The sequence below is a fragment of the Exiguobacterium sp. s152 genome (assembly GCF_018618335.1).
Lineage (GTDB): Bacteria > Bacillota > Bacilli > Exiguobacteriales > Exiguobacteriaceae > Exiguobacterium > Exiguobacterium chiriqhucha.
This window is the reverse complement of record NZ_JACSLX010000003.1, coordinates 147957-173359: the sequence shown is the minus strand read 5'-3', so window position 1 is coordinate 173359 and position 25403 is coordinate 147957. Positions and strand designations below refer to the sequence as shown.

Here is a 25403-nt window from a genome sequence, read left to right as displayed (position 1 = left end):
CTTGTTGTGAGATGATCTTTCAGCTCAACCACATCAAAATCGCCCCATCATGTCGATGGCTAATCCGACACGATAGGGCGACTCAAAAGAATAGAGATTATAAGATTGGACTGAGCAATCGTGACACGCCTTCGCGCATCCGGACGGTCCATTTCCGGGCTGCGTAATCGTCGACAGTGTACTTCCGGCTGACGGCGACGTCTGACTCGAACAATGAGGCAAGTTCGAGCGCGACTCGCTCGTCATAAATGACGGCGTTCACTTCGAAGTTCAAGCGGAAGCTGCGGGCGTCCAAGTTCGTCGTCCCGACGGTTGAAATCTCATCATCGACGACGAGCGTCTTGGCGTGCAGGAAACCTTGTCCGTACATATACACGTTCGCCCCATAGTCAAGCAGTTCACCGAGAAACGATAGTGACGCCCACATGACGAACGGGTGGTCGGGTTTGCCGGGAATCATGATGTCCATCTTGACGCCGGACAGGAGTGCCATCTTACAGGCGTCCATGAAACTCGCATCCGGGATGAAGTAAGGCGTCTGAATAATGACGCGCTCCTTCGCCGACATAATCATTTTAATCATCATGTTTTTCAAATGTTCCGTGTCGGAGTTCGGACCGCTCGTCACAATCTGCATCGGCGACATATCCTTGATATCGTGGCGGGCGAAACAGAACGAGTTCTCCGGGTCGTGATGCTTGCTGCCGGAATAGTTCCAATCGAGAATGAACCGGTGTTGCAGGTGATAGACGACATCCCCCTCAACACGGAGGTGTGTATCGCGCCAGTAACCAAACTTCTCGACGAGGCCGAGGTATTCAGTCCCGACGTTGAACCCGCCGACGTAACCGATTTTGCCGTCGATGATGACAACTTTCCGGTGGTTCCGATTATTCAATTTAAAGTTGATGAGGCCAAATGTCGGCGGGAAGAAGACACGGACCTCGCCGTTATGGGCAATCAATTCTTTGAAGTCGGAGTTGCGGAGGCTGCGCGAACCGACCGCGTCATAGAGGAGCCGCACTTTGACACCGGCCTTGGCCCGTTCAATCAGTTCATGGATGAGCGCCTTCCCGAGCGCATCCCGCTGAATGATGTAGTACTGGATATTGATTTCCGTCTCGGCGCTCCGAATATCGTCCATGAGCGCTTTAAACTTCTGTTCCCCGTCGTGCATGATGGCAGATTTGTTGTGGACGCTAATGAGCGATTTCGAAGAGCGCAAGTTCATCTCGAGCAGTTGCTCGTACTTCTCGAATAACGGTTGAGCAATCATCGTCTCTTTCCGGCGAATCTGCTCGATTTGACTGTCGACTTGAAGGGCGTGGAACGAGCGCTCTTCGACGCTCAAGTTGAAGAAGTTATCTTTCTTCAACTGACGTCCGAGAAACATGTAGACGATGAACCCTAGGATTGGTAAGAAAAATAAAACGAGCAGCCATGCCCACGTCGCCCCGACGTCACGGCGCTCCGCGAATATGACGGCTAATGCGAACAATAAATTCAATCCGAGGACGATATATAGTCCCCAACTAATAATGACCGACCAATCCATGCGACCAACTCCCTAAACGACAATTTCACTGCATAGATTAATAATACCTCATTCAAGGGAATAGTAAGCTATCGAAACATAAGGAGGAGACAGAGATGCATTTACAAGTGAATTGGAAACAAGGGATGGCGTTCCAGACGACGACGCCGTCGGGGCATGATGTGACGCTCGACGCCGGGGAGGAAGTCGGTGGTCTCAACACCGGTCCACGGCCGACCGAGATGCTCCTGCAGGCGACGGCGGCCTGTACAGGCATCGATATCGTCTCGATTTTGCATAAGATGCGCTTACCGCTCGAGCGGTTCGAGATGAACATCGACGGTGTCCGGGCGACGGAACATCCGAAGAAGTTCACGGCGATTCACATCTTATACGTCCTCGATGGGGACATGCCTGAAGAGCGGGTCCGTCGTGCCATCGAGTTGTCGGTTGATCGCTACTGTTCCGTATCGCACAGTCTGAACGCGACAATGACGTATAGTTACCAGTTGAACGGAGGCGAGGTCGTCCCGTTCACGTGATGTGAGCAAGATGGTTGAAACGAGTCGAAACAGTCCGTTATATTTGTATTTCAAATACTGCAATACAAAGGAGGACGTTATGATTCGACTCGCGACGAAACGCGATGCCAAGCACATCGCGGACCTAATCGAACAACGAGCCGTAGCGTTAAAACAACAAGGTAGCGACCAATGGACGGAATATTTGGAGCAGGACCTCATGGATCGGGTGCAGACGGACATCACCTCGGGACACGTTTACGTGTACGAGCAAGACGAATCGGTATTGGCCTCGATCGCCTTACTTCCGGCAGATGACTGGGACCACAATTTATGGGAAGATGGCGAACGCGGTCAATACATCCATCGGATCGTCGTCAGCGAACGATTGAAAGGCAGAGGCGTCGGTCAGCAACTGATGGAGCACGTCTTGCGTGAGGCCGACACACATGAACCGATTCGGCTCGACTGTGTGGCTGACAATGCGTTCTTGAATAGTTATTATCCACGGTTTGGCTTCGTCTTCGTGGACTCACGGGACGGATACAACACGTTCGAATACAATATGGATGAGAGTGTCAGTGCGTAAGGGGTCGACCAACCCCTTTTTTTGATATACTGAGAAGCGAATTGATGGGAGGAAACAAGATGATCAACACAATACTTGTCGGTTTCGGTTTTTCCGCGACGACATTCCATTTACCATTTTTACAGGAGCTCGATGACTTCCATATCGCTGGTGTCGTCTCATCACGCCCTAAAGACGTACGAGCCGTCCTTGGCGACGTCACGGTGTATACGACGCTAGATGAGGCACTTGCAACAGAGGCCTCGTTGTTCGTCATCACGACGCCATCCCATTTACATAAAGACATGGTCGAACGGTGCCTGACAGCGGGGAAAGACGTGCTCGTCGAGAAGCCGGCGTTCGTGACGACAGAGGAAGGGGAGGCGTTGATCGCGCTCGAACAAGCAAGTGAGGGAATCGTCAACGTCTTCCATAATCGCCGAATGGACGGAGACTTCTTGACTGTCAAACGATTGCTCGAGGAACATCGTCTCGGTGATTGGAAAGTCGTCGAGTCACGGTTCGACCGGTTCCGTCCGACTGTCCGTGACCGTTGGCGCGAGAACGCTGGGCCGGGCGCGGGCATTCTATTTGACCTCGGCAGCCACTTGATCGACCAAGCACTCGTCTTGTTCGGGAAGCCGGACAAAGTATCGGCCGATGTCATGGTTCAACGTGACGGGGGCCAGTCCGATGATGGGTTCCATGTGACGTTGCATTATGGAGAGAAGCGGGTCTATCTTCGCTCGAACCCGTTCATCGCCATCGAGGCGCCGCGGTTCGAAGTGCACGGGACGGAAGGCAGCTTCCTCAAATTCGGGCTCGATCCACAGGAGGCGTGTCTCCGGAACGGAGAAGTCAGATGCCCCGACCGTGAGACCGGAGCGGTCGTCACGGATTCGGAAACAACGATTGACATCGAACCGGGCGGCTATGTGACATTCTATCAAGCGCTCGCGGATAGCTATACGACACGACGTCCGCTCGTCCTACTTGAGGACGCGCTATTGACGACACGTGTCATCGAGACGGCCCGTGAGTCGTCCCGTTCCCAACGTGTCCTCGACTTCAACTCATAATTTTGTAGGGCGACCTGCCGTGTTCGGCACGGTCGTCTTTTTCCATAATTTAAAAGAAATCATGATGATTTTATTGTGAATGAACAAACTCGCTTCATGTTTGTTAACAACAAAAAGCTATCCGTCTCTTTCAAATAGTCAGCGGTGAATGGGAACAGGACATAGGAAACGACTTCAGACTGTCCTGTCACGCTTCGAACCAATGACGAATATTAGGAAGAGGGGAACGGATGATGTTCAATCAAATCGTGAAACACCGTTGGGAGTGGGAGAACTGGTTGCGGGAGGTCAACTGTGATTCGTATGACCATTACGACTACGTGTTGGCCAACTGTGAACCCGGCGAGCAGCCTGAGTTGTATATCGCGGCCAAAGATGACGGGATCTTACTCTACCCGTACATCCGTCGTCCGATCGCGCATCGCCACGACGACCTCGTGACGGCGTACGGTTATGGCGGCCCGTTCCGTAAAGGCAACTTCACGAACGAGGACGTCAAGGAGGCACGCAGACTTTTTCTGCAACGCCCTGAAAATCAAGCAACCGTCACCGAGACGATTCGTTATCATCCATGTCGCGTCGATCCGGACTTGATGCAAGTATTTGGGCAAGCCGTCCCGATTCGGCAGACGGTCCACGTCCGACTTGATGATTCGTTCGAACAGCTTGAGCAACGTTTCAGCAAGATGACGAAACGGAACGTGAAGCGTGCTGTACGTGAACAGGTGACGGTCGCTCGTGGGCAGTCGAATGAACTGTGTGAGTTCATTCGACTGTATCGGGCCACGATGGACCGGCGTGCTGCGAACGACATCTATTACTTCCCGGACCGATACTTCGAGGACCTATGGAACAGCGATACGTGTGAGACGGAATTATTGTTTGCCGTCCATGACGGCATCATCGTGGCGGGCGTGTTCATGTTGTTCGGAGATGACGGGGCCCACTATCATCTTGGCGGGTCGGAAGCGGACTATTTGGCGCTCCGGCCGAACCACTTCTTGTTCCGGGAGATGATTCGTCGAGCGGTCGAGAAGGACAAGGTGTACCTTCATCTCGGTGGCGGTGCGACCGGGGAAGATGCGCTCTTTCATTTCAAGCAGAATTTCTCGAGTGACGAGCCGCTCACGTATTACATCGGTCAAGCCGTGCTCGACGAGGTGGTCTATCACCGGTTGAATCAAGATCATCTGCTCCGCCACGGACCATCTGATTTCTTTCCGCTCTATCGGACACCGGTCGCAGAGACGGTCGCCGAAGTGCAAGCGGAACGATAACAAAAAGGTTCTCACTCCATTTCGAGTGAGAACCTTTTTGTATTAAGCGGCTTCTTCGTCAGAAACAGCCATTTTTTCGGTTTGGCGCGTGATTGGGAAGTTTTTGAACAGCTTACTACCTACGAGTCCGGCCACGATCCCGACTCCGAACAAGATGAGCGCCGTCACGGTCACGGTCTGCCAATCATTGAAGCCGTACATGACGAGCAGTCCCGGAATCCCGGCAGCAGAACCTGGGGCATCGTTCACCATGCCGGTCATGGCGACGATGAGTCCGGCAATCGCACCGCCGACGAAGTTGACGCTGTAAATCGGGATCGGGTTCGCCGAGATGAGGTCTGCTTGCGTGAGCGGTTCAATTGCGACCGATAGTTGGTCTTTCTTCGTCCCGATGTTCAAGCGCTTGAACAGCAAGAAGTTCATCGAAATCGACGCCGTCAACGCAAGGGCGGCAATGGCCATTGGCACACCTGTCAAGCCGAGCATCGCCGTGAGTGCCATCGAGCTGAGTGGCGACGTCGAAACGACCGTGACGATCCCCCCAAGGACAAGTCCCATCACGACCGGGTTCTGTGTCGCGGCGAGTTCGATGACCGCACCGATTTGTGTCAGCGTGTTCGTGACGAGCGGATCGACGCCTGTCGCCACGAGACGGGCGAGCGGAGCCATGATGATGACGTAGAAAATCATGTCGACACCGGCCGGCAAGTGCCGGTCTAATTTACGACCGGCGAGCGCGAGGATGTAGCCGGCGAAAAAGCCGGGAAGAATCCCGAAGCCCGCGACCGATAGTCCGAGCATGAGCGCGTAGACCGGATTGATGCCGAGGGCAATCGATACGAGCGCGGCTGCGGCCGGACCTGATAATGAACCGGCTGCTTGTCCGACTTCTTCATATAAAGGAAGCGGGAGCAGACCGCCGATGGCGTAGGCGTTGAATGCCTCGACCAAGAAACTGGCGATGGCGGCGCCGGCTAGGGCGCCCATCGCTTTCATCCCGAACGGAGCTTTGTAGCTGAATAATGTGAATAAGGCAAGAATCAACAGTAAAAGTGCGATACCTTGAATAATGACCATATGGTGTACCTCTTTCTCTCTGTTCTATATTTCCTCTATAGTTAACCATTCGAACGGTTCTGTAAAGCCATTTCATCCATCTGACACGACTTTTTTTGGTGGTAGCGTTTCCATCTTAGGTATTGGATAATTGTGAACAAAATTAACTGTGAAATTCACGAAAAAACAAGCTCATATGTGTCAGTCCGGTCCGGAGTGGGAACAGAAAGGGGAAAGACTTTTGATATAGGAATGACCAAGGAGGAGTAGAGATGCAAATGGAGACAAAAAACTGGCACGCACTCGAACCGGATGCGGTAAAGAGTTTGCTCGAGACGGACACAAACAGCGGTCTGTCAAAAGGGGAAGTGTCAAATCGGCAAGAGCAGTACGGGAAGAACGTACTGCCCGAGAAAGAGAAGACACCTGAAATCATAAAATTTTTGCGTCAATTCAATGATATTCTTGTCTTCGTCTTACTTGGTGCCGCTGTCGTCACCGGCTTTTTAGGGGAGTACATCGATACGATCGTCATCGTGCTCGTCGTGACGATTATCGCGGTCGTCGGTTACCTTCAAGAGAACAAGGCCGAGCAAGCGTTAGAAGGTATCAAAAAGTTACTTGAGACGAAAGCGAGCGTCATCCGTGACGGCAAGCAGAGCCAAGTCGACTCGAGTGACCTCGTCGTAGGGGACATCTTGGTCCTTGCCGCCGGGGACAAGGTCCCGGCTGACGCCCGTATCATCCAAGCCGAGAAATTCAAAGTCGAGGAATCGGCATTGACGGGTGAAGCGACGACGGTCGAGAAGAAAATTCAAGTCGTCCCGGAAGACGCCGTCCTCGGTGATCGCAAAAACATGATTTATTCGGGTACGAGCGTGGCGACAGGAAGCGCGAAAGCAATCGTCACGTCAATCGGAGAAGGCACGGAACTCGGCCAAATCAACGCCTCGATTGCTGAAGTCGAGACGGTGAAGACGCCGCTCATTCGCCAGACGACGAAGTTTGGTCAGACGGTATCCATCGCCATCCTCGTCATCTCGGTCGTCATTTACGCGTTCGGTTACTTCGTCCGCGATTTCGATCCGATTGAGTTGATGCTGACGACAATCGGTCTCGCCGTCGCCGCGATTCCAGAGGGATTACCGGCAGTCATCTCAATCATCCTTGCGCTCGGTGTCCGGAACATGGCCGAGAAGAAAGCCATCGTCCGCAGCTTACCATCGGTCGAGACGCTCGGTGCCGTATCGGTCATCTGTACCGATAAGACCGGGACGTTGACGAAAAATGAGATGACCGTCAAACAAGTCGTCACGGCTAAACACGACATCGAAGTGTCAGGGAGCGGTTATGAGCCGGACGGTGATTTGGAATTGAACGGCCAACCGTTCGATTTGGATGATGACGAGTCGATGATCGATTTGCTAACGGTCGGGAAAACGTGTAATGACGCCCAGTTGTATGAAGAAGGCGGCGAATGGGTCGTCAATGGTGACCCGACGGAAGCATGCTTGCTCACGCTCGCCGAGAAGGCGGAGCGGCCAATCGAACGTTTGGACGTCATTTCGAAGATTCCATTCGATTCGGAGTACAAATATATGGCGACGCTCGTCGATTATAAAGGCGAGCGCATGATTTTCATCAAAGGGGCGCCGGACCGCCTGTTCGATATGGCGGAAGACACGGAGTTTGACCGCGCCTATTGGGATGAGAAACGAAAAGAGATTGCCGATCGCGGACAACGCGTGCTCGGAGGCGGCTTCAAGCGAGTCGACGCCTCGAAAGAGACGGTCGACCACGAAGACGTCGAGAACGGCATCACGTTCCTCGGGCTTTATGGTATCGTCGATCCGCCACGTCAAGAAGCAATTGAAGCGGTCGCGGCTTGTCGTGACGCAGGAATCCGTATCAAGATGATTACCGGCGACCATAAAGACACGGCCGTCGCCATCGCGCGAGAACTCGGTATGGAAGTCGAAGGTGCCCTCGAAGGGAAAGAATTGACGAACATGACCGACGAAGAAATCAAAGAGGCGTCGATTCATAATGATGTCTTCGCCCGGACGAGCCCGAACGATAAACTTCGTCTCGTCAAAGGGTTGCAACAGAACGGCTTAATCACGTCGATGACCGGAGACGGCGTCAATGACGCACCAGCCTTGAAACGGGCCGACATCGGTGTCGCGATGGGGATTAAAGGAACGGAAGTCGCGAAAGAGGCCTCGCAGATGGTCCTCGTCGATGACAACTTCAAGACGATTTACAACGCCGTCCGTGAAGGACGCCGTGTCTACGATAACTTGAAGAAGACGATTTTGTTCTTGCTCCCGACAAACGGTGGACAAGCACTTCTCGTCGCCATGAGTATCTTGCTTGGTGCAGCGGCACCACTTAGCCCGGTTCAAATCCTCTGGGTCAACATGGTGGTCGCCATCACGCTCTCGCTCGCTATCGCATTCGAGCCGCTTGAAGAGAGCACGATGAAACGGCCGCCGCGCCCTGCGAACGTGCCGTTGTTAAGTAGCTATTACATTTTCCGCATAACGTTCGTCTCGATCTTAATCGGGGGCGGTAGTTTAATTATCAACTATATGCTCGGTGATTTCGATTATTCGACCGATAAGTTGCAGACAATTACGCTCAATACGATCGTCATGGCGCAACTGTTCCACTTGTTCAACTGTCGGACGGAGCTCGCGCCAGCGTTCAACCGTCATTTCTTCGACAATAAAATCGCCTTTGTCGTCTCAGCACTACTGATCGGGCTCCAGTTGTTCATCACCTACGTCCCGTTCATGCATACGCTGTTCGGTACGGCACCGATCGAGCTGCAAGACTGGATTTATCCGGTCGCGTTCGGTCTCATCGTCTTTGTCATCGTCGAAATCGAGAAAGCCATCTCGCGTCGTGTCATCGGTAACAAAGACATACACTGATGTTTTAGTGAAGACGGAATGTGGAATTAAAGCATTATGCAGAGGAGGGATGCTCAATGAAACGTGATGAATCACAACCTGGGGTACACCCAGATCCAGTCCCGGATGAAGAGTCAGATCCGGCCACTAAACCGGCACCGACCCAACATCCAGATCCGGACCCGGAACAGGACAATGACGACTCAAACTAAGGACGCCGATGCTTGATAGGCGCTTCATACAAAAAGGGATTTCCGATCAATGTCGGAAATCCCTTTTTACTGTTATTTCTTCGGTGCCGGGCTGCGATACTCGGTCATCTTGTCGAATTCTTTCTCATTGAAATACTCGACGACGACGAAATCGCCGACCGGACATTCCCAACGGTCTTTGGCGATTTGACACTCTTTCAGTGTCACTTTCTGGTCGTACATATCAAGCTCGAGCGTGTCCTTCAAAAACTGATCGACTTGTTTGTCGTTAATTTTGAAGTATTCGCTCAAGATGATGTCTTCGCCTCTGTCGTTCGTATGCGTCATCACTTTAAAAAATCTCATTGGTGTACCTTCTTTCGTCTGTAAGCTGAATTCTCAGTATAAAGGAGCTGGACTGATTTGGGAACCGTCATCCCGGTTTCCATAGAGATGCCCCTTCCTTGTTGAATGTGAAAGGGGCTCGTCTCATTTTAATTTGTGGCGGTTCGGTGGTGCCTCGTTGAACGGTTGTTTATGGCGAATGATTAGCCAGAACAACAAACCGAACAAGGGGATATAAGGCAGAGGCCACAAACTCATCTTGTAGCGCCTGGCATCCCGATTCATCAACGTGATTTGGATGAAGGCGAGCAAGACGAAATCGACCGTCATCGTCCGGACGAACTGGTTCTGTTCGACGTAAGACCAATATTCGGCCACGTTCCCGGTCGTTGATGCGGCGATGAACAAGCCAATCGTGACGAGCAAGAGTAGCACCCCGAGCAGTCGCGTCGGGAGCGGCTTAATCGGTGTCGGATAAGGCGACTGCCGCGCGAACGCCAAGTACGGGGCAATGATGAAGCCGCCGACGATGAAACCGGTCGCTGCCGGTATGAGAGGATTCGGGCGCAACTGGTTCACCTCAGACCAAAGAAGCGGGAACAAGGCGAGCGGATAGACGCCTAGGATGCTGAAAAGGGAAAGCGAATATCCTTCATAGGCGTCCGTATTATACGTGATGAAATCGAGCAAAAACCGGCTCGAGAACGGTTCATTCGGACCGAGGAGCGCGATAGCAATCGCAGTGGCCCACGGAATGAGTAAAAACTTTCTAGTCATGCCCAACACCTCGAGTCTGTCTCTGTTTCCATTAGTATACCCTGGAATCAAGCGAACAAAAAATGAGAAGTGTCAATCGACACGTTCTCATTGATTTTCACGAGCATACGCTTTAATCATCGTCACGAGTTGCTGGGTCTCGTCTGAGTCTGATTCGAGTCGGATCCCGTAATCATATAAACTTCCCATTTGTCCGCGGTGCCTGACGTGGCCCGTTAAGTCGAGCGGTTGAATCAACGGGACGAGATCCAATTTGACCTGAACTTTCAGCCCTTCGGAAAGTGGGAATAAGTAGTCGCACCGCATCTTCAGACCGTGGGCGCTGATATTGAGCAGTTGTGCTTCCCCGTCATGCAGTTCTTTGTCTTCCCAAATGAGGCGATATGGGATGAAGCGGGGATTCGGTAAAATATAGCGAAACGTTTCTTGTCGTCGATAGCGCATCGGTTCACCTCATTTCTCTACCTAGATTATCGGCTATTTGAAGTGAATCGTGAAGGGGTGAAGCCACCAAAATTTAGGAAGCGCGGTTTACAGAATTGCAAACGCTTTCTATAATAGAAAGACAGAGTTGGTGAAGGAGGGATCGTATGAACGTCAAGGACTTACTCCGACGCTATTCGATCGACGAACCAATCATCTACGCGAAAAATCTACACGGGCAGTGGATCAAATTGGAACAACTGCCGCCCTACACCATACTAGAGGTCGAGGCGACGGACGAGGCCATCGAGGCGCTCGCCATCGACGCGTACGTGGCGCTCACCGTTTGTCGGGAGAAATCGTCGCTTGAAGATGCACGCCCTTATGCGGTGCGGCTTCATATCAAAGGAAAGTAAAAACCGCGAGCCCATCGGCTCGCGGTTTTTGATTAAGCAGCTTTTTCTGTCTCGCCGTCCTGTGGGACGGTCCGTTTCGCATAATACATGAACGGTGTCGCCATCCAGGCGATAATGAACTTGGCGACATATGTCGTGATGAAGATGTTCCACCAGATATCCCATTCCATGCCCCAGAAGGCAATCGTACAGAAAGTGAGCGTATCGATGAACTGAGAGACGACGGTCGAACCGGTCGTCCGAAGCCACAGTTTTTTCTCACCCGTTTTGGCGCGAATCTTCGAATAGATGAAGACGTCGAACAGTTGCGAGACGAGGTACGCGGCGAGACTACCGAGCGTGATGAGCGGAAGCATCGAGAACAGCGCTTTGAAGCTCTCATGCATGAACAGTGCCTCTTCAAACGGCTCATAAAGCAATGCGAATTGCATGAGCACGGTCGAGACAATCAAGATGAAGAAGCCGAGCCAGACGCCTTTACGGGCGGTGTGACGACCGTATTTTTCATTCAAGATATCTGTCGCTAAATAAAGGGAACCGTAGACGATATTCCCGAGAGTAAAGATGAAACCACCGATTACAATCTGCTGCGTCACTTGGATGTTGGCGACGACCGAGGCCATCGCGATCCAGGCGAACAGTCCGACGCGTCCGAACAGCTTGTAGCTGAGGACGAGCAGACCGAGCGTGAGCAAGGCAGAAGGAATCCATAACCATTCATTGAGCATGGGGATCGTACTCCTTCCAAATCATTCATTCTGTCAACTTTACAAGTTTATAGAGGAACGGAAACTGTGTCAAGACAGTTTCCATGACTAAACGGAAAAAGCTCTCACCCGGGGTTGGATGAGAGCGATATATCTAGTTGATATGCTGTCATACACCACTTAGGTTAATGGCGATGCCTTTCATCATCGATGACAGATGATTCAATTTGGTACGGGCATGTTCCCAAGATTCCCAATCGTCACCTTCTATAAATCGTGTCAACGTCTCACTAATGTAAGTGAGTTCGTTCAATACAGAGGTCAACCCCTCGCGGTCGATGCCTGAGGCGTCAGATGACAACAAGTGGTCAAGTGCCGGGAGAATCTCATCAATGTCGGCACGGACGGATTCGAGTTCTTCCAGGTTACTGTCGATTTGCGTAGAGATTTCGTCAAGCGGACGGTCTTCACAAGACATCCCACAGGGGAAAATTGCCTGCTCTGATTCGCGCAACGCGCCGAGCGTATCACTGCTCAGAGACTCAAGATACCCTAAAAAGATTGTGACTTCTTCTTCGGTCGGGACGGGCTCGGAGAAAGGTTGTGTCTCGGATACATCGATTACGACATTTTTAGTTTTCGGGGGTGAGTCAGACGTACGATCTGTCGTCTGTTCGGTACAGGCGGCCAATAAGGCGACGGCAGCAAGTAGAATGATGAAACGTTTCATATCGAGTCTCCTTTATATAAGTATTTATCCATCATACCATTTATTGGAATATAAGGATGGACGATCGACTATAAAAAAGCACTTTCTCAATAGTTTGAGAAAGTGCTTGTGTTGGTCCGTGTCACGGAATCCATTTGATGCCTCCGACGAGAATCGAACTCGTGCTGCAGCATTACCATTGCTGAGGTCTGCCACTAACCTACAGAGGCGGTTACATCTAGTATGTTACACAGTCTGTCATGAAATTTCAAGCTTTTTTAGAATAATAAGACCCCCGTCCTCCTCATTGTGAGAAGGGCGGGGGTGCGTTGAATCAAGCTTACTTCGTCCGGACCCAAACTGCTCCAGCCGAGTTGTCTTTCGCTTCGCCGACGACGTCGACGACGAGACCGTATTGTGGAAGTTTACGGCCCGCATCTGGGATGAGCGAGTTGATGTACGTGTTGGCGTCGTTGAACTGTTTCACGCCTGGTTGAGCTTTGTAGTCATAGATGCCACGGCTCGGTGAATCGATGTACCAAGGGAGCGTCTTGTCTAAGCTGAACGCCGCGTCTGCGATCTGGTAACGCGTGCTGCCAGCGACTGTGTCTTGACCGTTCAAGTTGCCGATAAGTGCCTCAGGGTGCGAGTCGACGACACCGAGGAAACCTTCACCCGGATGGATGCCGACCCAGTTGTCTGAGAACGAATCATCCGCATACCAGACAACGAGACCTGTGTTGTACTTGACGCCACGGCCGTTCAAGAGACCAGTGTCAGCGCCTTCATGGTTGCGCCATTCGAGGTAGTAGTAGTGCGGTTTCGTGTCATAGCCGTCCGACTTGACGAAGCCGTCGAGCGTGACTTTCTCTGCGCCTTCCGCATCGTCAGCGAGGAGCGATTGTCCGCTTGACGTGATCGACAAGTTGTCGAGGGCGAACCCTTCAAGGGCAAGACCACCGTCCGTCACGTATTCGAAGACGATTTGTACGTCTTGACCAGCGAACTGTGACAAGTCGTACGATTTGTTCACCCAAGCGCCGTTCGTCGATTCCGCACCGTTTCCAGTGTTGTCATCGCCGTAGACGTCAAGGACGACTTCTTTGCCGCCGCTGAGTGCTTTCACGTACAAGTAGTCGTAGTCAAACTCGATATCGAAACGTGTGTCGAAAGCGAGTGTACCGTCCGCTCCAAGTTTGACCGTCGGTGTCGAGAGTTCAGTATGCAAGTTATCGCCTTTTGTCGAGTAGTAGTAATACTCGCCGTATTCTGGTTCGATGCCTTTTACTTTCTTGTCTGGAAGGTTCACTTTCAACAATCCAGGGTTGGTTGATTTCGTCACCGATTGATCGAGTTTCGAAACAAAACCTTGTTGCGTGATGTCTTCAAGGTCAACTTCCGTGATGTTCGCCCAGTTGCCGCCCATCAATTTTTGGAAGTACTCTTTGTTTTGTGGCGAGAAGCTCGTTGGCTCTGTACCCGCCACTTTACCAGCCCAGCTGCCGCCGCTCATGATTGACCATGATTGGACCGGTTCGCCTTGACCTGTGTATTGTGTGTCGTATTCATCTGGAAGACCGAGGTCGTGACCATATTCGTGAGCGAAGACGCCGACTGCGCCGTCTTCCGGTTGAATCGTATAATCGAATGCCGCCATTTGACCGCCCCAGTACGGGACGTCTGCTGTCGTTCCAGCTACACGGTAAGGGCTGTTCCCGACGACCCAACGGTGTGACCAGACTGCGTCATCACCAAGGACACCGCCACCCGCTTCTTGGCCAGTACCGGCATGGATGATCATCAAGTGGTCAACCAAGCCGTCCGGCTCGTTGAAGTCGCCGTCACCGTCGAGGTCATATAAATCGTATTCATCGTATTCGGCGAGGTCCATGCCTGAGGCGACCGCCGCGTTCAACGTATCTTTGACGAGTTGACGCGGACCTGGTCCGATGTTGTCATTCCCGCCAGCCGGATTATCACCACCGTAGTCTTTCGCCGTACCCGGGACAGTCAACCAGTCAGAAACCGTGCCGTCGACCGTGTAGCTGCCGCCCGACTGCTCTTCATAATATTGTTTGAACGTTTGGACTTTTTCACCGTTGAACAGTTCGAACGACTCATCGCCGAACATATACTGCTCGTAGTGTTCTTTACTGAAGTTGTCGCTATAGAGATAGCCTTCTTCTTGTACAACGTTGTTATGTTTGAAGTCGCTATACTCGACGAGAAGGACGAGTACTTTGTCTTCACGGACGGCTCCGTTATAGCCAGCTTGCTTGGCCGGGTCGACTTTGACTTGACCGTTCGGCTTGCCTTTCCGACAGTTCGCTTGTCCTTTTTTCGCTTTGTCGAGGAGACGTTTCGATTCTTTCTCGAATTGGTTATGTATCTTCTCTTTCGCTTCAGCGGTTTTATCGTTCAAGCCGTGCTTATGGGCGTCTTTCGCATTGCCTTGCTTCTTCTCGATATAGGCATCGACGGCCTTGTGGCGCTCAGTAGCCGAAAGCCCTTTTTTGATGACGCCTCGTTTCTCGAGCGCTTTGGCGAGCCGATCCTCATCGATGATGTTGTGATCGAATGGAGTATTCGTGCTCGGGGTTGGTAGCGGTGAGGCGGCGAGTGGAGCGGCACCGACGGCCGGGATCGCACTGACGCTCATGACCGATGTCAGCGCGACGGCGAGCGTCGTGCGACGGATGGAACGTTTTTTCATTTGTACTAACCTCCTGTGAAAATAATGGGAAATTGTGTGAGCTTGAATCCAACATTAAACTTGTGTCGGATTAATGTCAATATTCAGAAAATAAGAATCAAAAAAAGAGACTTTCGTCCCGATTGGTCCTAAAGACCTAAGGGGTCAAGTCTCTACATCGATGATGCCGTAATGAAATTTGGACGTTTTGCGAACAATCCTTTTAAAACCAAACGTTTCGAACGTCTCACTCTCAAAATGAGCCTTTAGGACAATCCGTCTGGCCGCGACACGACGGGCCTCCGTCATGAGTTCAAAAGACAGTGGATTCGTATTGGCGAGCGATCGTAATGGGTTCAAGTGAACCGATTCTGAAATCGTCTTTTCGAACATCGGATCGAAGTAGACGACGTCGAACGAATCGTCCGGACATGTCTTCAAATAGGTGAGGGCTTCCATCCAAACTACCTCGAGTCGACGCATCGCCTCATTGACCGCGTCGTGTTTCTCTTTCCAGACGGTCAGGCCTTCCTTGACGAGCATCGCGGTGACGAACTCACTCTCGAGTCCGACGGCGCGACCGGTCGGACCGACGGCGTGACTGAGGACGATGCTGTCCGAACCGAGCCCGAGCGTGCAGTCTAGGACTCGGTCACCTGGCTTGATTGCGGCAGCATCGACGAGCGGGTCGTTCCCACCGCGCGCAAGTTGCTTCACACGGAAAACCGAGCTCGATGGGTGGAAAAAGAACGGTTCATCTCCGTCGAGCGGGGTATATTCGACACGGCGCTTATCAAAGACAAGGACGCCTGTCTGGTGGCGTTGCTTTAACGTGTCGATGGAGTGTTTGCGTCGGGGGATAAAACGGACGTCGTACGTTGCTGCGTGAGCCGCGGCCCGTTCGATGGTTGCCTCGGTCGGGCGTAAACAAGTCGTAACGATATAAGTCATAGTATCTCCTTACTGAAAAAATGAGACGCAGAGGCGTCTCATTTTTTCTTGCTGAGTAAATCCGACAATTCATCGATGAGCGCCTTATGCGAGGCGAGTTCTTTCTTCTTCTCATCGTTCGGGTTGATCGGGCGTTTCGAGCGGCTTTGAAGCGCTTCGAGCGTCTCATCGATTGACGATTTGAGCGTGTCGCGATCTTCCGGCTTGAGCGTCACTTCATGCGGGTTTTCACCGCTTGCGTCGAGTTCGCGTAGACGAGCCATCAATTGTTTTGCTTCTCGGTTCAAATCGGCGAGTAATCTGTCAATTTGTTCCAAACGAAGCTTGATTCCATCACGTTCTGTAAACATTCGTTTCACCTCTTTTGTTGGGTAACCGTTAGGTATCTTCTCATTTACTTTACCATAATTATCGAAAGACGAAACTACCGGGAATATATTCCATTTTATTTGACTGAGGGAAACACTGTTTCTCTATGCCCACACGACATTCGACTGGTATACTGACTTAGCTAATAAGGAGGTGGTCGGATGCAGTCGACAACTCATCCACCGAAAGCGCTCAAAGGCGCCATTTTATCCATCACGACGTATTTGGTCTTATCTGTCCTAAAAGTCGTATTCGGTTATTTGTATAATTCGGAAGCCGTCCTCGCCGACGGATTCAATAACACGACCGATATCATCGCTTCAATCGCCGTCTATATCGGCATTCGCATCGCCGCGCTGCCCCGAGACGCGGAACATAAATACGGGCACGCCAAGATGGAGACACTCGCCGCACTCGTCGCATCACTGATCATGGTCGCCGTTGGGGTGTTCGTTCTATTGAACAGTATCGCCACTCTGATTGGGGGCGAATACGTGGAACCGAACCCGCTCGCGGCCGTCGTCGCGTTCGTGAGTGCGCTCGTCATGTTCGGCGTATATGCGTACAATTCGAGATTGGCCAAGCAGACCCGGTCACTCGCCTTGAAGGCGGCAGCGAAAGACAATCTCGCCGACGCCATGATTTCAATCGGGGCTACGCTCGGCGTCCTGTTTGCCTACTTTAAATTGCCGTGGATGGATACGGTGCTCGCCGTCCTCATCGCGGGGATGATTATCCGGACGGCGATTCAAATCTTTCTCGACGCGACCCATCAGCTCTCGGACGGGTTCCCACCGGACCTTGTCGATTCGTATGAAGAGACAATCCAACACTTTGATGCCGTCAAGGAAGTCCGTGAAATCAAAGGACGTCACCTCGGCAATCACGTCATGCTCGATGTGACGATTGCCGTCGAAGGAAGCCTCACCGTCGAGGAGGCGCACGATTTATGTGATGACATCGAGCGCGAACTCGACGAACACCATGCCGTCGATACAGTCCACATTCACATCGAACCGGTCTGATTTCGGTTATCTTTTGCGCTTCACGGCGCCGTTCGTATATAATGAGTGTGGAAAGACAATGAGATAACTGTTAAGGAGGGCACGGGATGGAAATCGTGCGTCAACCTATTCGTCAGATTGATGAGATCGAATATGAGCATTTTAAAAAATACGGTCAAAGTTCTTACGGCATGTCAGCCGAAGAGTTAAAAGGCATCTTTGTCGAGATGGGCGAAGAGCAGGTGTACTCAGCCGACGCCCATAGCTATGGGGAAGACTTCTATTACGACCTCCGTGTCGATGGTCAAGTCGTCGGAAAAGTGTTGCTCTTGAAACTGGCTCGTGTCTATCAGCTTGATTTGATGGTGTTTGACCCATACAAAGACAAGGGCTATGCGACTGAAGGGCTTCGCCTCGCGCTCGAGCAATCCGATTTGAAAGAAGGGCATACCGTTCGTGCCGGCATCCCGCCGACTAGTCCGCATCAGAAAGCGGTACACCATGTCCTCGAGAAGAACGGCTTCGAGAAACGGAACGGTCTTTACTATTTAAACTTTAAAAAACGATATGTAATCAACCATTGAACTGACGGCGTCTGACGCGTCAGTTTTTTCGTATGGAGGTTTTTGAGATGAAACAAGTGACAATCAATGACATCGCCAAACTGGCCGGGGTCGCGAAAAGCACCGTTTCCCGTTACTTGAACGGGGGCTCGGTCGGACAGGCGACCCGAGACAAGATTGAGCGCGTCATCCAAGAGACGAACTATGAGCCGAACCAGTTCGCGCAAAGCTTGAAGTCAAAACAGACAAAAATGATTGGTGTCATCGTCCCGCGGCTCGATTCCTATGCCGCTTCGCGGACGATGATGGGCATCGATGAACGACTGACCGAACGCGGGTATCAAATGCTCGTCGTCAACACTGCCCAACAGACCGAACGGGAGATTGAGCAGCTATATAACTTGGCGAAACAAAAAGTGGCCGGCATCATCTGGCTCGGGACGACCGTGACGGAACGGCACTTACAGGCGATAAAAGATATTCAAATCCCAGTCCTATTGATCGGTCAGGAACATGGACACGTTCATAGCCTCGTCTATCCCGACTTTGACGCGGCGTACGCCCTCGGAAAGCAGTTCATGGATTGGGGGCATCGCGATGTCATCTATGTGGGTGTCGAGGAGTACGACATCGCCGTCGGTCAAACGAGACGTGACGGTTTCTTACGCGCTTTCAACGAGGCAGGGGCGGATGTGAAGACGTACACGACGTCATTTAAAATCGATGACGCGATTCCGATTGGGGCTCAGATAGGGCATGAACTGTCGGCGTCACTCGTCGTCTGTGCGACCGACAACATCGCTCTCGGCGTATTGAAGGGACTTGCCAACGCCGGCAAGACGGTCCCGGGCGACATCTCGGTGAGTGGATTTGGAGGCTATGATTTCACCGAAGTGCTCCATCCGTCCATCACAACGGTCCACCTCCCATACCGTCGGACCGGGTCCCGAGCGGCTGACATGATTCTCCAGTTGTTAACAGGTGGAACCATCCCGATGAAAACGTTCACAATTTTTGAATTAAAATTGCGCGAAAGCGTTGACATTTTAAATTAAATCGTTTACATTTGTGTTGCGGAACCGGTTCCGCAACATTTTTTATTCGCTTATGGAACCGGTTCGATAGAAGCTACGAAGCAACACATTTGGACATGGAGGTGGACGGATGAACACCGTACATTGCATTGGTGAACTATTGATTGATTGGGTTTGTGAGGACGCGTCGAGCGACCTCGTCAACGGAACGACTTTCGTAAAGAAAGCAGGGGGAGCACCGGCAAACGTCGCCGCGGTCGTCAGTAAACACGGCGGAAGCTCAAGTTTCCTCGGTCAAGTCGGGGCAGACCCGTTCGGGCGCTTTTTAAAACAGACGCTCGTCGACAATGGCGTCGGTGTCGAAAACTTGGTGGAGGAAGGGGACACGACGTTTGCGTTCGTCTCGATTCAAGAGGACGGGGAGCGAGACTTCACGTTTCGACGCGGCAGCGATGGCGACTATGCCTTCGAGTCAATCGACTTGTCGGTCTTCAAATCAGGGGACATCGTCCACTTCGGCTCGGCGACGGCACTCCTCGACGGCGAGTTAAAGAACGCCTATTTCAAACTGCTCCAGTTCGCCAAGCGTGACGGCCTGTTCGTCTCGTTCGACCCGAACTATCGGGACGCGCTCGTGACCGACCTCGAGGCGTTCAAACAAGATTCGCTCCACTTCATCGCCGAAGCGGACTTCGTCAAATTGAGCGAAGAAGAAGCGCACTTGTTGACGGGGCTTGACGATTTAGACGACGCAATCGCGTCGCTTCTCGAAGCGGGTGCGAAACGAATCGCCATCACACTCGGCTCGCGCGGGACACTGATTGCGACGAAAGATGTCAAAGACGTGATCGCTTCAGTGAAAATCGACAGCGTCGATTCGACGGGAGCGGGCGACGCCTTCGTCGGAGCCTATCTATATCGGTTGTCGACACTCGGGATGGATGACGACCGACTCTTGCAGGACATCGAATATGCGAACGTGACCGGTGCACTCACGTGTACGGCCTACGGCGCGATTCCAGCCATACCATCACAACAACGCGTGCTTGAAGCGCTAGGAGGGAAACCAGCATGAACTACAGACAAGAAGCAGAAGCGATTTTAGAGGCGATTGGCGGGAAAGACAACGTCGCCGCCGCGGCCCACTGTGCGACCCGGCTCCGCCTCGTCTTGAACGATGAATCAAAAGTCGATGAGAAGAAATTGGACGCCTTAGACGTCGTCAAAGGAACCTTTTCGACCGGTGGCCAGTACCAAATCATCATCGGTGCAGGTACGGTCAACAAAGTGTACGCCGAATTTGCTCAATTGACAGGGCTCGGCGACATGTCGACAAGCGACGTCAAGTCGGCCGGCGCAAAGAAAGGCAACCCGCTCCAACAGTTCGTCAAGATGTTATCGGATATCTTCGTCCCGATCATCCCGGCCATCGTCGCCGGTGGTCTCTTGATGGGGATCAACAACTTGCTCACGGCACCTGATTTGTTCTTCGACGGCAGCTCATTGATTGACCAGTACCCTGGCATCGCTGATCTCGCCGCGATGATCAACACATTCGCGAACGCCGCCTTCGTCTTCCTACCTGTCCTGATAGGTTTCTCCGCCGCCAAGCGGTTTGGGGGTAACCCGTACCTTGGCGCCGCGCTCGGGATGATCATGGTTCACCCGGACCTCGTCAACGCCTATGCACAAGCAACGGTCGGCGATATCCCGGTTTGGAATATTCTCGGCTTTGAAATCGAGAAACTCGGTTACCAAGGACAAGTGTTACCGGTCCTCGTATCCGCTTATATTTTGTCGAAACTTGAAATCAATATCCGTAAATTCATGCCAGCTTCACTCGATATCTTGCTCACACCGCTCCTCTCGCTCCTCATTACGGCGTTCGTCACGTTCGCTTTCGTCGGACCGATCACGCGTGAAGCGGGTAACTTGATTATCGACGGTCTCGTTTGGACGTACGACTCACTCGGCTTCTTCGGCGGTCTCGTCATGGGTCTCTTGTACGCACCGATTGTCATCACAGGGATGCACCACAGTTTTATCGCTATCGAGACGCAACTTCTCGCCGATATCGCACGTACGGGCGGATCATTCATCTTCCCGATCGCAGCTATGTCGAACGTCGCACAAGGTGCGGCCACACTCGCTGTCTTCTTCTTGACACGTGATCAAAAGATGAAAGGTGTCGCTTCGGCATCTGGGATCTCGGCACTCCTTGGAATCACGGAGCCGGCCATGTTCGGGGTCAACTTGAAACTACGCTATCCGTTCATCGCGGCCATTATCGGCTCAGGAATCGCCTCGGCGTTCATCGTCGGACGTGAAGTCCTCGCCGTCGCCCTCGGTGCGGCAGGTCTTCCAGGGATCATCTCGATTGCACCAGCGTCAATCATCTCGTATATCATCGGTATGGCCATCGCTTTCGCGGTCGCCTTCGGATTGACGTTCGTGCTCGCAAAACGCCAAGCGAAAAAAGAAGCAGTAAAAGAAGCAGCTTAAGAAAAAGGAAGTGATGTTATGAGTTGGACGAAGGCAGAGCGTTATCGCTCGTTACGTGACGTGAGTGCCCTCGAGATGGAGACGCTCCGCACAAAGACGGCGGCTTCCCCGTGGCGGTTCGGATACCACATCCAACCGCCGACGGGACTCCTGAACGACCCGAACGGATTCACATATTACAACGGGGAATATCACATGTTTTATCAGTGGTTCCCTCTCGGACCGGTACACGGTCTCAAGCATTGGTATCATGTCACATCACCCGACCTCGTCAAGTGGACGGACCGCGGGGTAGCGTTAGTCCCGGAGACGACCGAAGATTCACACGGTGCCTATTCAGGCAGCGGGTTCGTGAAGGACGGAGAACTCCACGTCATGTACACCGGCAATCATCGGACGGATGACTGGACGCGTCACGCCTCGCAAGTAATCGGTGTGTTACGAGATGGGAAGATTGAGCGACGTAACGTCGCGATCCCGGACGTTCCGGCCGGGTACACCGAACACTTCCGTGACCCGAAAGTGTGGATCGAGGACGGTATCTATTACGCCGTCGTCGGCGCACAACGCACGGACGAGACAGGATGCGTCGTGTTGTATCGCTCAAGCGACTTGGACGAGTGGACGTTCCTTGGTGAGATTGAGACGGGACTCGATTCGTTCGGCTACATGTGGGAATGTCCTGACGTGTTCGAACTGAACGGGCAGCATGTCCTCGTCTTCTCGCCGCAAGGGATTGAACCGGATGGGCATCGCTATCACAACATCTATCAGTCCGGATTCTTGATCGGCAAGCTCGACCTTAAAACGTTGACGTTCATACACGGCGCGTTCGAGGAGCTCGATTTCGGTTTCGATTTTTACGCTCCACAGACGACAGAACAGGACGGACGTCGCGTTCTCGTCGGTTGGATGGGACTCCCGGAAATCGAGTATCCGACGGACCGGTTCGGCTGGGCCCACGCCTTGACGTTACCGCGTGTGCTCACAATCGAGGACGGATCGCTCAAGCAGCGTCCGGTAACGGAGATGACAACGCTTCGCCAAGACACATTCCTCGATGAGTCTGGAACGTCAATCAGCGTCGCGACACCGGAACGGTACGAGCTGGAGCTGAAAACGGACGGCTTAGACTTCAGCCTCGACTTGCTTCAAGTCGGAGACGAGTCGCTCGTCATCCGTTACGACGCGTCGGCGGGCGAATTGACAATCGACCGGACGAATGCCGGCGAGCCGTTCGCGACCGAGTATGGCACGACACGGACGAAAGCGATTGCCGTGACGTCGCTCCATGTGTTCGTCGACTCGTCGAGTGTCGAGTGCTTCGTCAATGACGGTGAAGCGGTCGCTACGCTTCGCGTCTTCCCGAGCGAGCTCGAGAAACAGTTGCGCTACGAAGGCGCGACTGCGAGCCTGACCGGTTGGACGTATCAATAAGGAAAAGCTGAGCTTCGGCTCGGCTTTTTTGTTTCCCATTAAATTGAGCACTATATGCTATTCTGAGAATAGGTAATAAATTACATATGATAAAGGGGATGGTTTACGTGTGGATGATTTTGGGATTACTGGCGATTGGGGCGACACTGGTCAATTTATATACGTTCAGCGTCGGGAAAGATTACAAGCTGCCGATGGCGATTGCGTTGTCCTTGACAGCATTGACAGTATGCGCGGATTACAGCTATTTATCTGTCTGGGTCGAAGCGGAGGATTGGAGTGCGTTGGCGGATGTCATACCAGGTATGGGACGGGCATTATGGGTTCTCACCAGCATCTCAATCATCTTGAACCTGTTGCCGATTTTCTTAGAGAGATCGCGAAGACAGGCATGAGTGATTCGATGTCAAAAATTGTGAAACCTTTCGTCCGGATTTTCGTAAAAGATGACTATCAACGCGAATGGGGTGGAGGGAATGAAGCGAAATCGAGCCATTATGACAGTGGCTTCGGCGATGTTCAAGGCTTTCATAGAGCCGGAGGAAAGTGAATTGGATAGAGAAGAAATGATTCAAGCGCGAGTCGCCCAGTCGTCAGGGATCGGTTCGTTCAATGAGACGGATTTCATCATGTTCAATGGAATCGAGAAAGTGAGACCGTTTGCGGACATGTTGCGGAATGCAGATGAGGCGCTCGAAGATTCCATTCACGGGGAACCTGACTTTGACCTGGAACTTCATTGGAAGGGCGGCGTGATGGCACAGTATCAGCTTTGGCTCGGTCAGAAACAGCAACCGAGCTATTTGATGGACGTGACCCATCCTCACTTCATCTATCGCGTGTCGGGAGACACGACGAATCAGTTGATTCAAGTGCTTGGGGTGGATGAGTGACCGACTGACGTGTGATGTGAAACTTTACCTGCTTGATTTGCGTATATCAACCATATACAGACAGAGGGAGTCTATTTTATGAAACAACGTCATATATCAGTTCTTGGTCTGACTGTATTAACACTTACTTTGACCGGCTGTGGCTCGAACGATTTCCGGACGGATGGGATGGAAGAGGTCCGTGTCTCGGAATCGGATAGATTCTCAAGTTTTCAGGAGAGTGACATCGTGACGTTCGACGAACCTGAAGCGATTCAAGTATTCTAGAACATGCTTCGTGAGGCAGACGAAATTCCAGGTGTTGCCAATGTGGTCGGACCGGAATACGATATCGAAATCCGGTTCGAAGATGGGGAGACGGACCGCTATTACCTGTGGCTCAATGATGATCCGAAATCGGACAGCAGCCTTTACGACGCGGACGACACGAACATTGGTTACCGCCTGCCCGCTGACGTGACAGAGGAATTGATTGGGCTCCTCGAGTCAGGTGACTAAAAAAGACGCCTTGCTGGCGTCTTACGAGTTGAAGCGGATAAAGCGTTCAATTCGTTGCTCACTCTTTCGCGCTTGACGCCCGATCCAAATCAAATGGCCGGGGCTGTTCAAGATGGTGAGCTGGGCATGCGGGATGAGTTGCTTCGCATGATGCGCGTGTCGGACTGGAACGGCCTTGTCATTCTTCGAATGTACGATATACGTCGGACACGTCACCCCGAGCAACGCTTCATCGGTCACTTGTTGCCGCAGGTCGAACTGGGCACCGAGACCGAACGCCATTTGGCTCGCGACGCGTTTCAATAAGAAGATATCGTACGGAGTCACTTCGTCACGAATGACATCGAGTGCGAGCAGGCTCGTCGATTGAATCATGCGGGCTGTCGCTTCGAACGGCTGTTTTTGAATCGCCCGGAGGACGAACTTTCTCATCGCGAACTGTAGTGCGATGAACGCCGGTTGGGCGACGTTACGGCTGACGTAGTGCCGATACGGGAAGTCGACGACACTCGTCACTGCGGCCGCGAGCGTGAGACTGAGCGCATGCTCATTCTGCGACGCGAGCTCGATGGCGGTTGGTCCCCCGGCCGAGATGCCGTACACGTGATACTGATTTATGGCCATGACTTCCATCATGCGACGCAAGCTAGCGGCGAACGCTTGCGGTGAGGCTGAAAATGAGTACGGAGTCTCACCGTAACCGGGACGGGATGGGACAATGACCCTGAATCCGGACACGACGAGACGGTCCACATGGTACGGTTCGAGGCTTGATGACTGGGTCCCATGAATCAGGACGATGACCGGACCGTGACCTCGGTCCATATATTCGATTTTCGTGCCGTTGACGTGCGCATAATGTTTCAAAGCGGAATGGCCTCCTTAAACCGATTGTAATGGAAAATAACTTTATTTCATGGAAATAACATGCTAATGTCTGTT

General features: G+C 52.3%; 28 protein-coding genes and 1 tRNA gene. 17 read left to right on the top strand and 12 right to left on the bottom strand.

All coding sequences use genetic code 11. The features are described from left to right. Positions 1-97: 97 nt before the first annotated feature. A complete protein-coding gene (gene cls, locus KNP72_RS07660; RefSeq protein ID WP_214719665.1) occupies positions 98-1555 on the bottom strand; it encodes a cardiolipin synthase in 1458 nt (485 codons plus the stop codon). 95 nt (positions 1556-1650) lie between these two features. Between cls and KNP72_RS07655 the strand changes: the two genes are divergently transcribed. The 4 genes from KNP72_RS07655 to KNP72_RS07640 all read left to right on the top strand — a co-directional run bounded on the left by KNP72_RS07655 (position 1651) and on the right by KNP72_RS07640 (position 4979). Further along, positions 1651-2076, top strand: coding sequence for an OsmC family protein (locus KNP72_RS07655; RefSeq protein ID WP_214713668.1), 426 nt, complete (start codon positions 1651-1653; stop codon positions 2074-2076). 79 nt (positions 2077-2155) lie between these two features. Then, positions 2156-2644 (top strand): GNAT family N-acetyltransferase, encoded by a 489-nt coding sequence (locus tag KNP72_RS07650; RefSeq protein WP_029595557.1) that lies wholly within the window; start codon positions 2156-2158, stop codon positions 2642-2644. Positions 2645-2703: 59 nt separating this feature from the next. Next, positions 2704-3702: a Gfo/Idh/MocA family oxidoreductase gene (locus KNP72_RS07645; RefSeq protein WP_214719664.1), complete on the top strand. Its 999-nt coding sequence runs from the start codon at positions 2704-2706 to the stop codon at positions 3700-3702. 230 nt (positions 3703-3932) lie between these two features. Beyond that, entirely contained in the window at positions 3933-4979 is a 1047-nt protein-coding gene (locus KNP72_RS07640) for a lipid II:glycine glycyltransferase FemX (protein WP_214719663.1), read from the top strand. Positions 4980-5021: 42 nt separating this feature from the next. On the opposite strand, the gene KNP72_RS07635 is transcribed toward KNP72_RS07640, so the two are convergent. Continuing rightward, a complete protein-coding gene (locus KNP72_RS07635) occupies positions 5022-6056 on the bottom strand; it encodes a PTS sugar transporter subunit IIC (protein ID WP_214719662.1) in 1035 nt (344 codons plus the stop codon). A gap of 251 nt (positions 6057-6307) precedes the next feature. Between KNP72_RS07635 and KNP72_RS07630 the strand changes: the two genes are divergently transcribed. Together KNP72_RS07630 and KNP72_RS15970 are read left to right on the top strand one after the other, a co-directional pair. Further along, entirely contained in the window at positions 6308-8971 is a 2664-nt protein-coding gene (locus KNP72_RS07630; RefSeq protein ID WP_214832723.1) for a cation-transporting P-type ATPase, read from the top strand. Between the two features lie 56 nt (positions 8972-9027). Beyond that, the gene (locus tag KNP72_RS15970; RefSeq protein ID WP_021067349.1) at positions 9028-9162 is read left to right on the top strand and encodes a hypothetical protein; all 135 of its coding nucleotides are present in this window, start codon (positions 9028-9030) and stop codon (positions 9160-9162) included. A 72-nt stretch (positions 9163-9234) separates the two neighbouring features. On the opposite strand, the gene KNP72_RS07625 is transcribed toward KNP72_RS15970, so the two are convergent. From KNP72_RS07625 to KNP72_RS07615, 3 genes are all read right to left on the bottom strand, one after another. Further along, the gene (locus KNP72_RS07625; protein ID WP_021067350.1) at positions 9235-9507 is read right to left on the bottom strand and encodes a hypothetical protein; all 273 of its coding nucleotides are present in this window, start codon (positions 9505-9507) and stop codon (positions 9235-9237) included. 123 nt (positions 9508-9630) lie between these two features. Then, a complete protein-coding gene (locus tag KNP72_RS07620; protein ID WP_214832721.1) occupies positions 9631-10263 on the bottom strand; it encodes a hypothetical protein in 633 nt (210 codons plus the stop codon). 87 nt (positions 10264-10350) lie between these two features. Continuing rightward, complete coding sequence (locus KNP72_RS07615; protein WP_021067352.1) at positions 10351-10707, bottom strand: PilZ domain-containing protein; 357 nt, start codon at positions 10705-10707, stop codon at positions 10351-10353. 146 nt (positions 10708-10853) lie between these two features. Here KNP72_RS07615 and KNP72_RS07610 point away from each other — a divergent pair, with 146 nt between their 5' ends. Further along, positions 10854-11102 carry a hypothetical protein gene (locus KNP72_RS07610; protein ID WP_214719659.1) on the top strand — a complete coding sequence of 83 codons (249 nt, stop codon included), beginning with the start codon at positions 10854-10856 and terminating at the stop codon, positions 11100-11102. A gap of 32 nt (positions 11103-11134) precedes the next feature. Here the strand turns inward: KNP72_RS07610 and KNP72_RS07605 are convergent, their stop codons facing one another. From KNP72_RS07605 to KNP72_RS07580, 6 genes are all read right to left on the bottom strand, one after another. After that, the gene (locus tag KNP72_RS07605; protein WP_214719658.1) at positions 11135-11830 is read right to left on the bottom strand and encodes a queuosine precursor transporter; all 696 of its coding nucleotides are present in this window, start codon (positions 11828-11830) and stop codon (positions 11135-11137) included. Positions 11831-11978: 148 nt separating this feature from the next. Further along, positions 11979-12539 carry a hypothetical protein gene (locus KNP72_RS07600; RefSeq protein ID WP_214711041.1) on the bottom strand — a complete coding sequence of 187 codons (561 nt, stop codon included), beginning with the start codon at positions 12537-12539 and terminating at the stop codon, positions 11979-11981. Between the two features lie 138 nt (positions 12540-12677). Further along, positions 12678-12748: transfer RNA gene (locus KNP72_RS07595), tRNA-Thr, on the bottom strand. A gap of 110 nt (positions 12749-12858) precedes the next feature. Beyond that, complete coding sequence (locus KNP72_RS07590; protein ID WP_214832719.1) at positions 12859-15231, bottom strand: immune inhibitor A domain-containing protein; 2373 nt, start codon at positions 15229-15231, stop codon at positions 12859-12861. Between the two features lie 144 nt (positions 15232-15375). Next, positions 15376-16161 (bottom strand): class I SAM-dependent methyltransferase, encoded by a 786-nt coding sequence (locus KNP72_RS07585; protein WP_214719653.1) that lies wholly within the window; start codon positions 16159-16161, stop codon positions 15376-15378. Between the two features lie 38 nt (positions 16162-16199). Further along, complete coding sequence (locus KNP72_RS07580) at positions 16200-16511, bottom strand: hypothetical protein (RefSeq protein ID WP_021067357.1); 312 nt, start codon at positions 16509-16511, stop codon at positions 16200-16202. 180 nt (positions 16512-16691) lie between these two features. Between KNP72_RS07580 and KNP72_RS07575 the strand changes: the two genes are divergently transcribed. The 10 genes from KNP72_RS07575 (at position 16692) to KNP72_RS07530 (ending at position 24461) form a co-directional block, all read left to right on the top strand. Beyond that, positions 16692-17555, top strand: coding sequence for a cation diffusion facilitator family transporter (locus tag KNP72_RS07575; RefSeq protein WP_021067358.1), 864 nt, complete (start codon positions 16692-16694; stop codon positions 17553-17555). Between the two features lie 86 nt (positions 17556-17641). Further along, complete coding sequence (locus tag KNP72_RS07570) at positions 17642-18118, top strand: GNAT family N-acetyltransferase (protein WP_214832717.1); 477 nt, start codon at positions 17642-17644, stop codon at positions 18116-18118. Between the two features lie 47 nt (positions 18119-18165). Further along, positions 18166-19152 carry a LacI family DNA-binding transcriptional regulator gene (locus KNP72_RS07565; protein WP_214832715.1) on the top strand — a complete coding sequence of 329 codons (987 nt, stop codon included), beginning with the start codon at positions 18166-18168 and terminating at the stop codon, positions 19150-19152. 109 nt (positions 19153-19261) lie between these two features. Further along, on the top strand, positions 19262-20206 hold the full coding sequence (locus tag KNP72_RS07560; protein WP_214832714.1) for a carbohydrate kinase family protein: 945 nt from the start codon (positions 19262-19264) through the stop codon (positions 20204-20206). Continuing rightward, positions 20203-21633, top strand: a complete 1431-nt coding sequence (locus KNP72_RS07555) for a sucrose-specific PTS transporter subunit IIBC (RefSeq protein ID WP_214719649.1) — start codon at positions 20203-20205, stop codon at positions 21631-21633. The genes KNP72_RS07560 and KNP72_RS07555 overlap by 4 nt, the downstream gene beginning before the upstream one ends. A gap of 18 nt (positions 21634-21651) precedes the next feature. Further along, on the top strand, positions 21652-23070 hold the full coding sequence (locus KNP72_RS07550; RefSeq protein WP_214719648.1) for a sucrose-6-phosphate hydrolase: 1419 nt from the start codon (positions 21652-21654) through the stop codon (positions 23068-23070). Between the two features lie 109 nt (positions 23071-23179). Further along, positions 23180-23620, top strand: coding sequence for a hypothetical protein (locus KNP72_RS16105; RefSeq protein WP_214832712.1), 441 nt, complete (start codon positions 23180-23182; stop codon positions 23618-23620). Position 23621: 1 nt separating this feature from the next. Continuing rightward, positions 23622-23963, top strand: a complete 342-nt coding sequence (locus tag KNP72_RS07540; protein ID WP_214832709.1) for a YhfM domain-containing protein — start codon at positions 23622-23624, stop codon at positions 23961-23963. Positions 23964-24041: 78 nt separating this feature from the next. Continuing rightward, complete coding sequence (locus KNP72_RS07535) at positions 24042-24230, top strand: hypothetical protein (RefSeq protein WP_214832707.1); 189 nt, start codon at positions 24042-24044, stop codon at positions 24228-24230. Between the two features lie 3 nt (positions 24231-24233). After that, positions 24234-24461 carry a YhfM domain-containing protein gene (locus KNP72_RS07530; protein WP_214832705.1) on the top strand — a complete coding sequence of 76 codons (228 nt, stop codon included), beginning with the start codon at positions 24234-24236 and terminating at the stop codon, positions 24459-24461. 21 nt (positions 24462-24482) lie between these two features. Here KNP72_RS07530 and KNP72_RS07525 read toward each other — a convergent pair whose 3' ends face one another. After that, entirely contained in the window at positions 24483-25328 is an 846-nt protein-coding gene (locus KNP72_RS07525) for an alpha/beta fold hydrolase (protein WP_214832703.1), read from the bottom strand. Positions 25329-25403 lie beyond the last annotated feature (75 nt).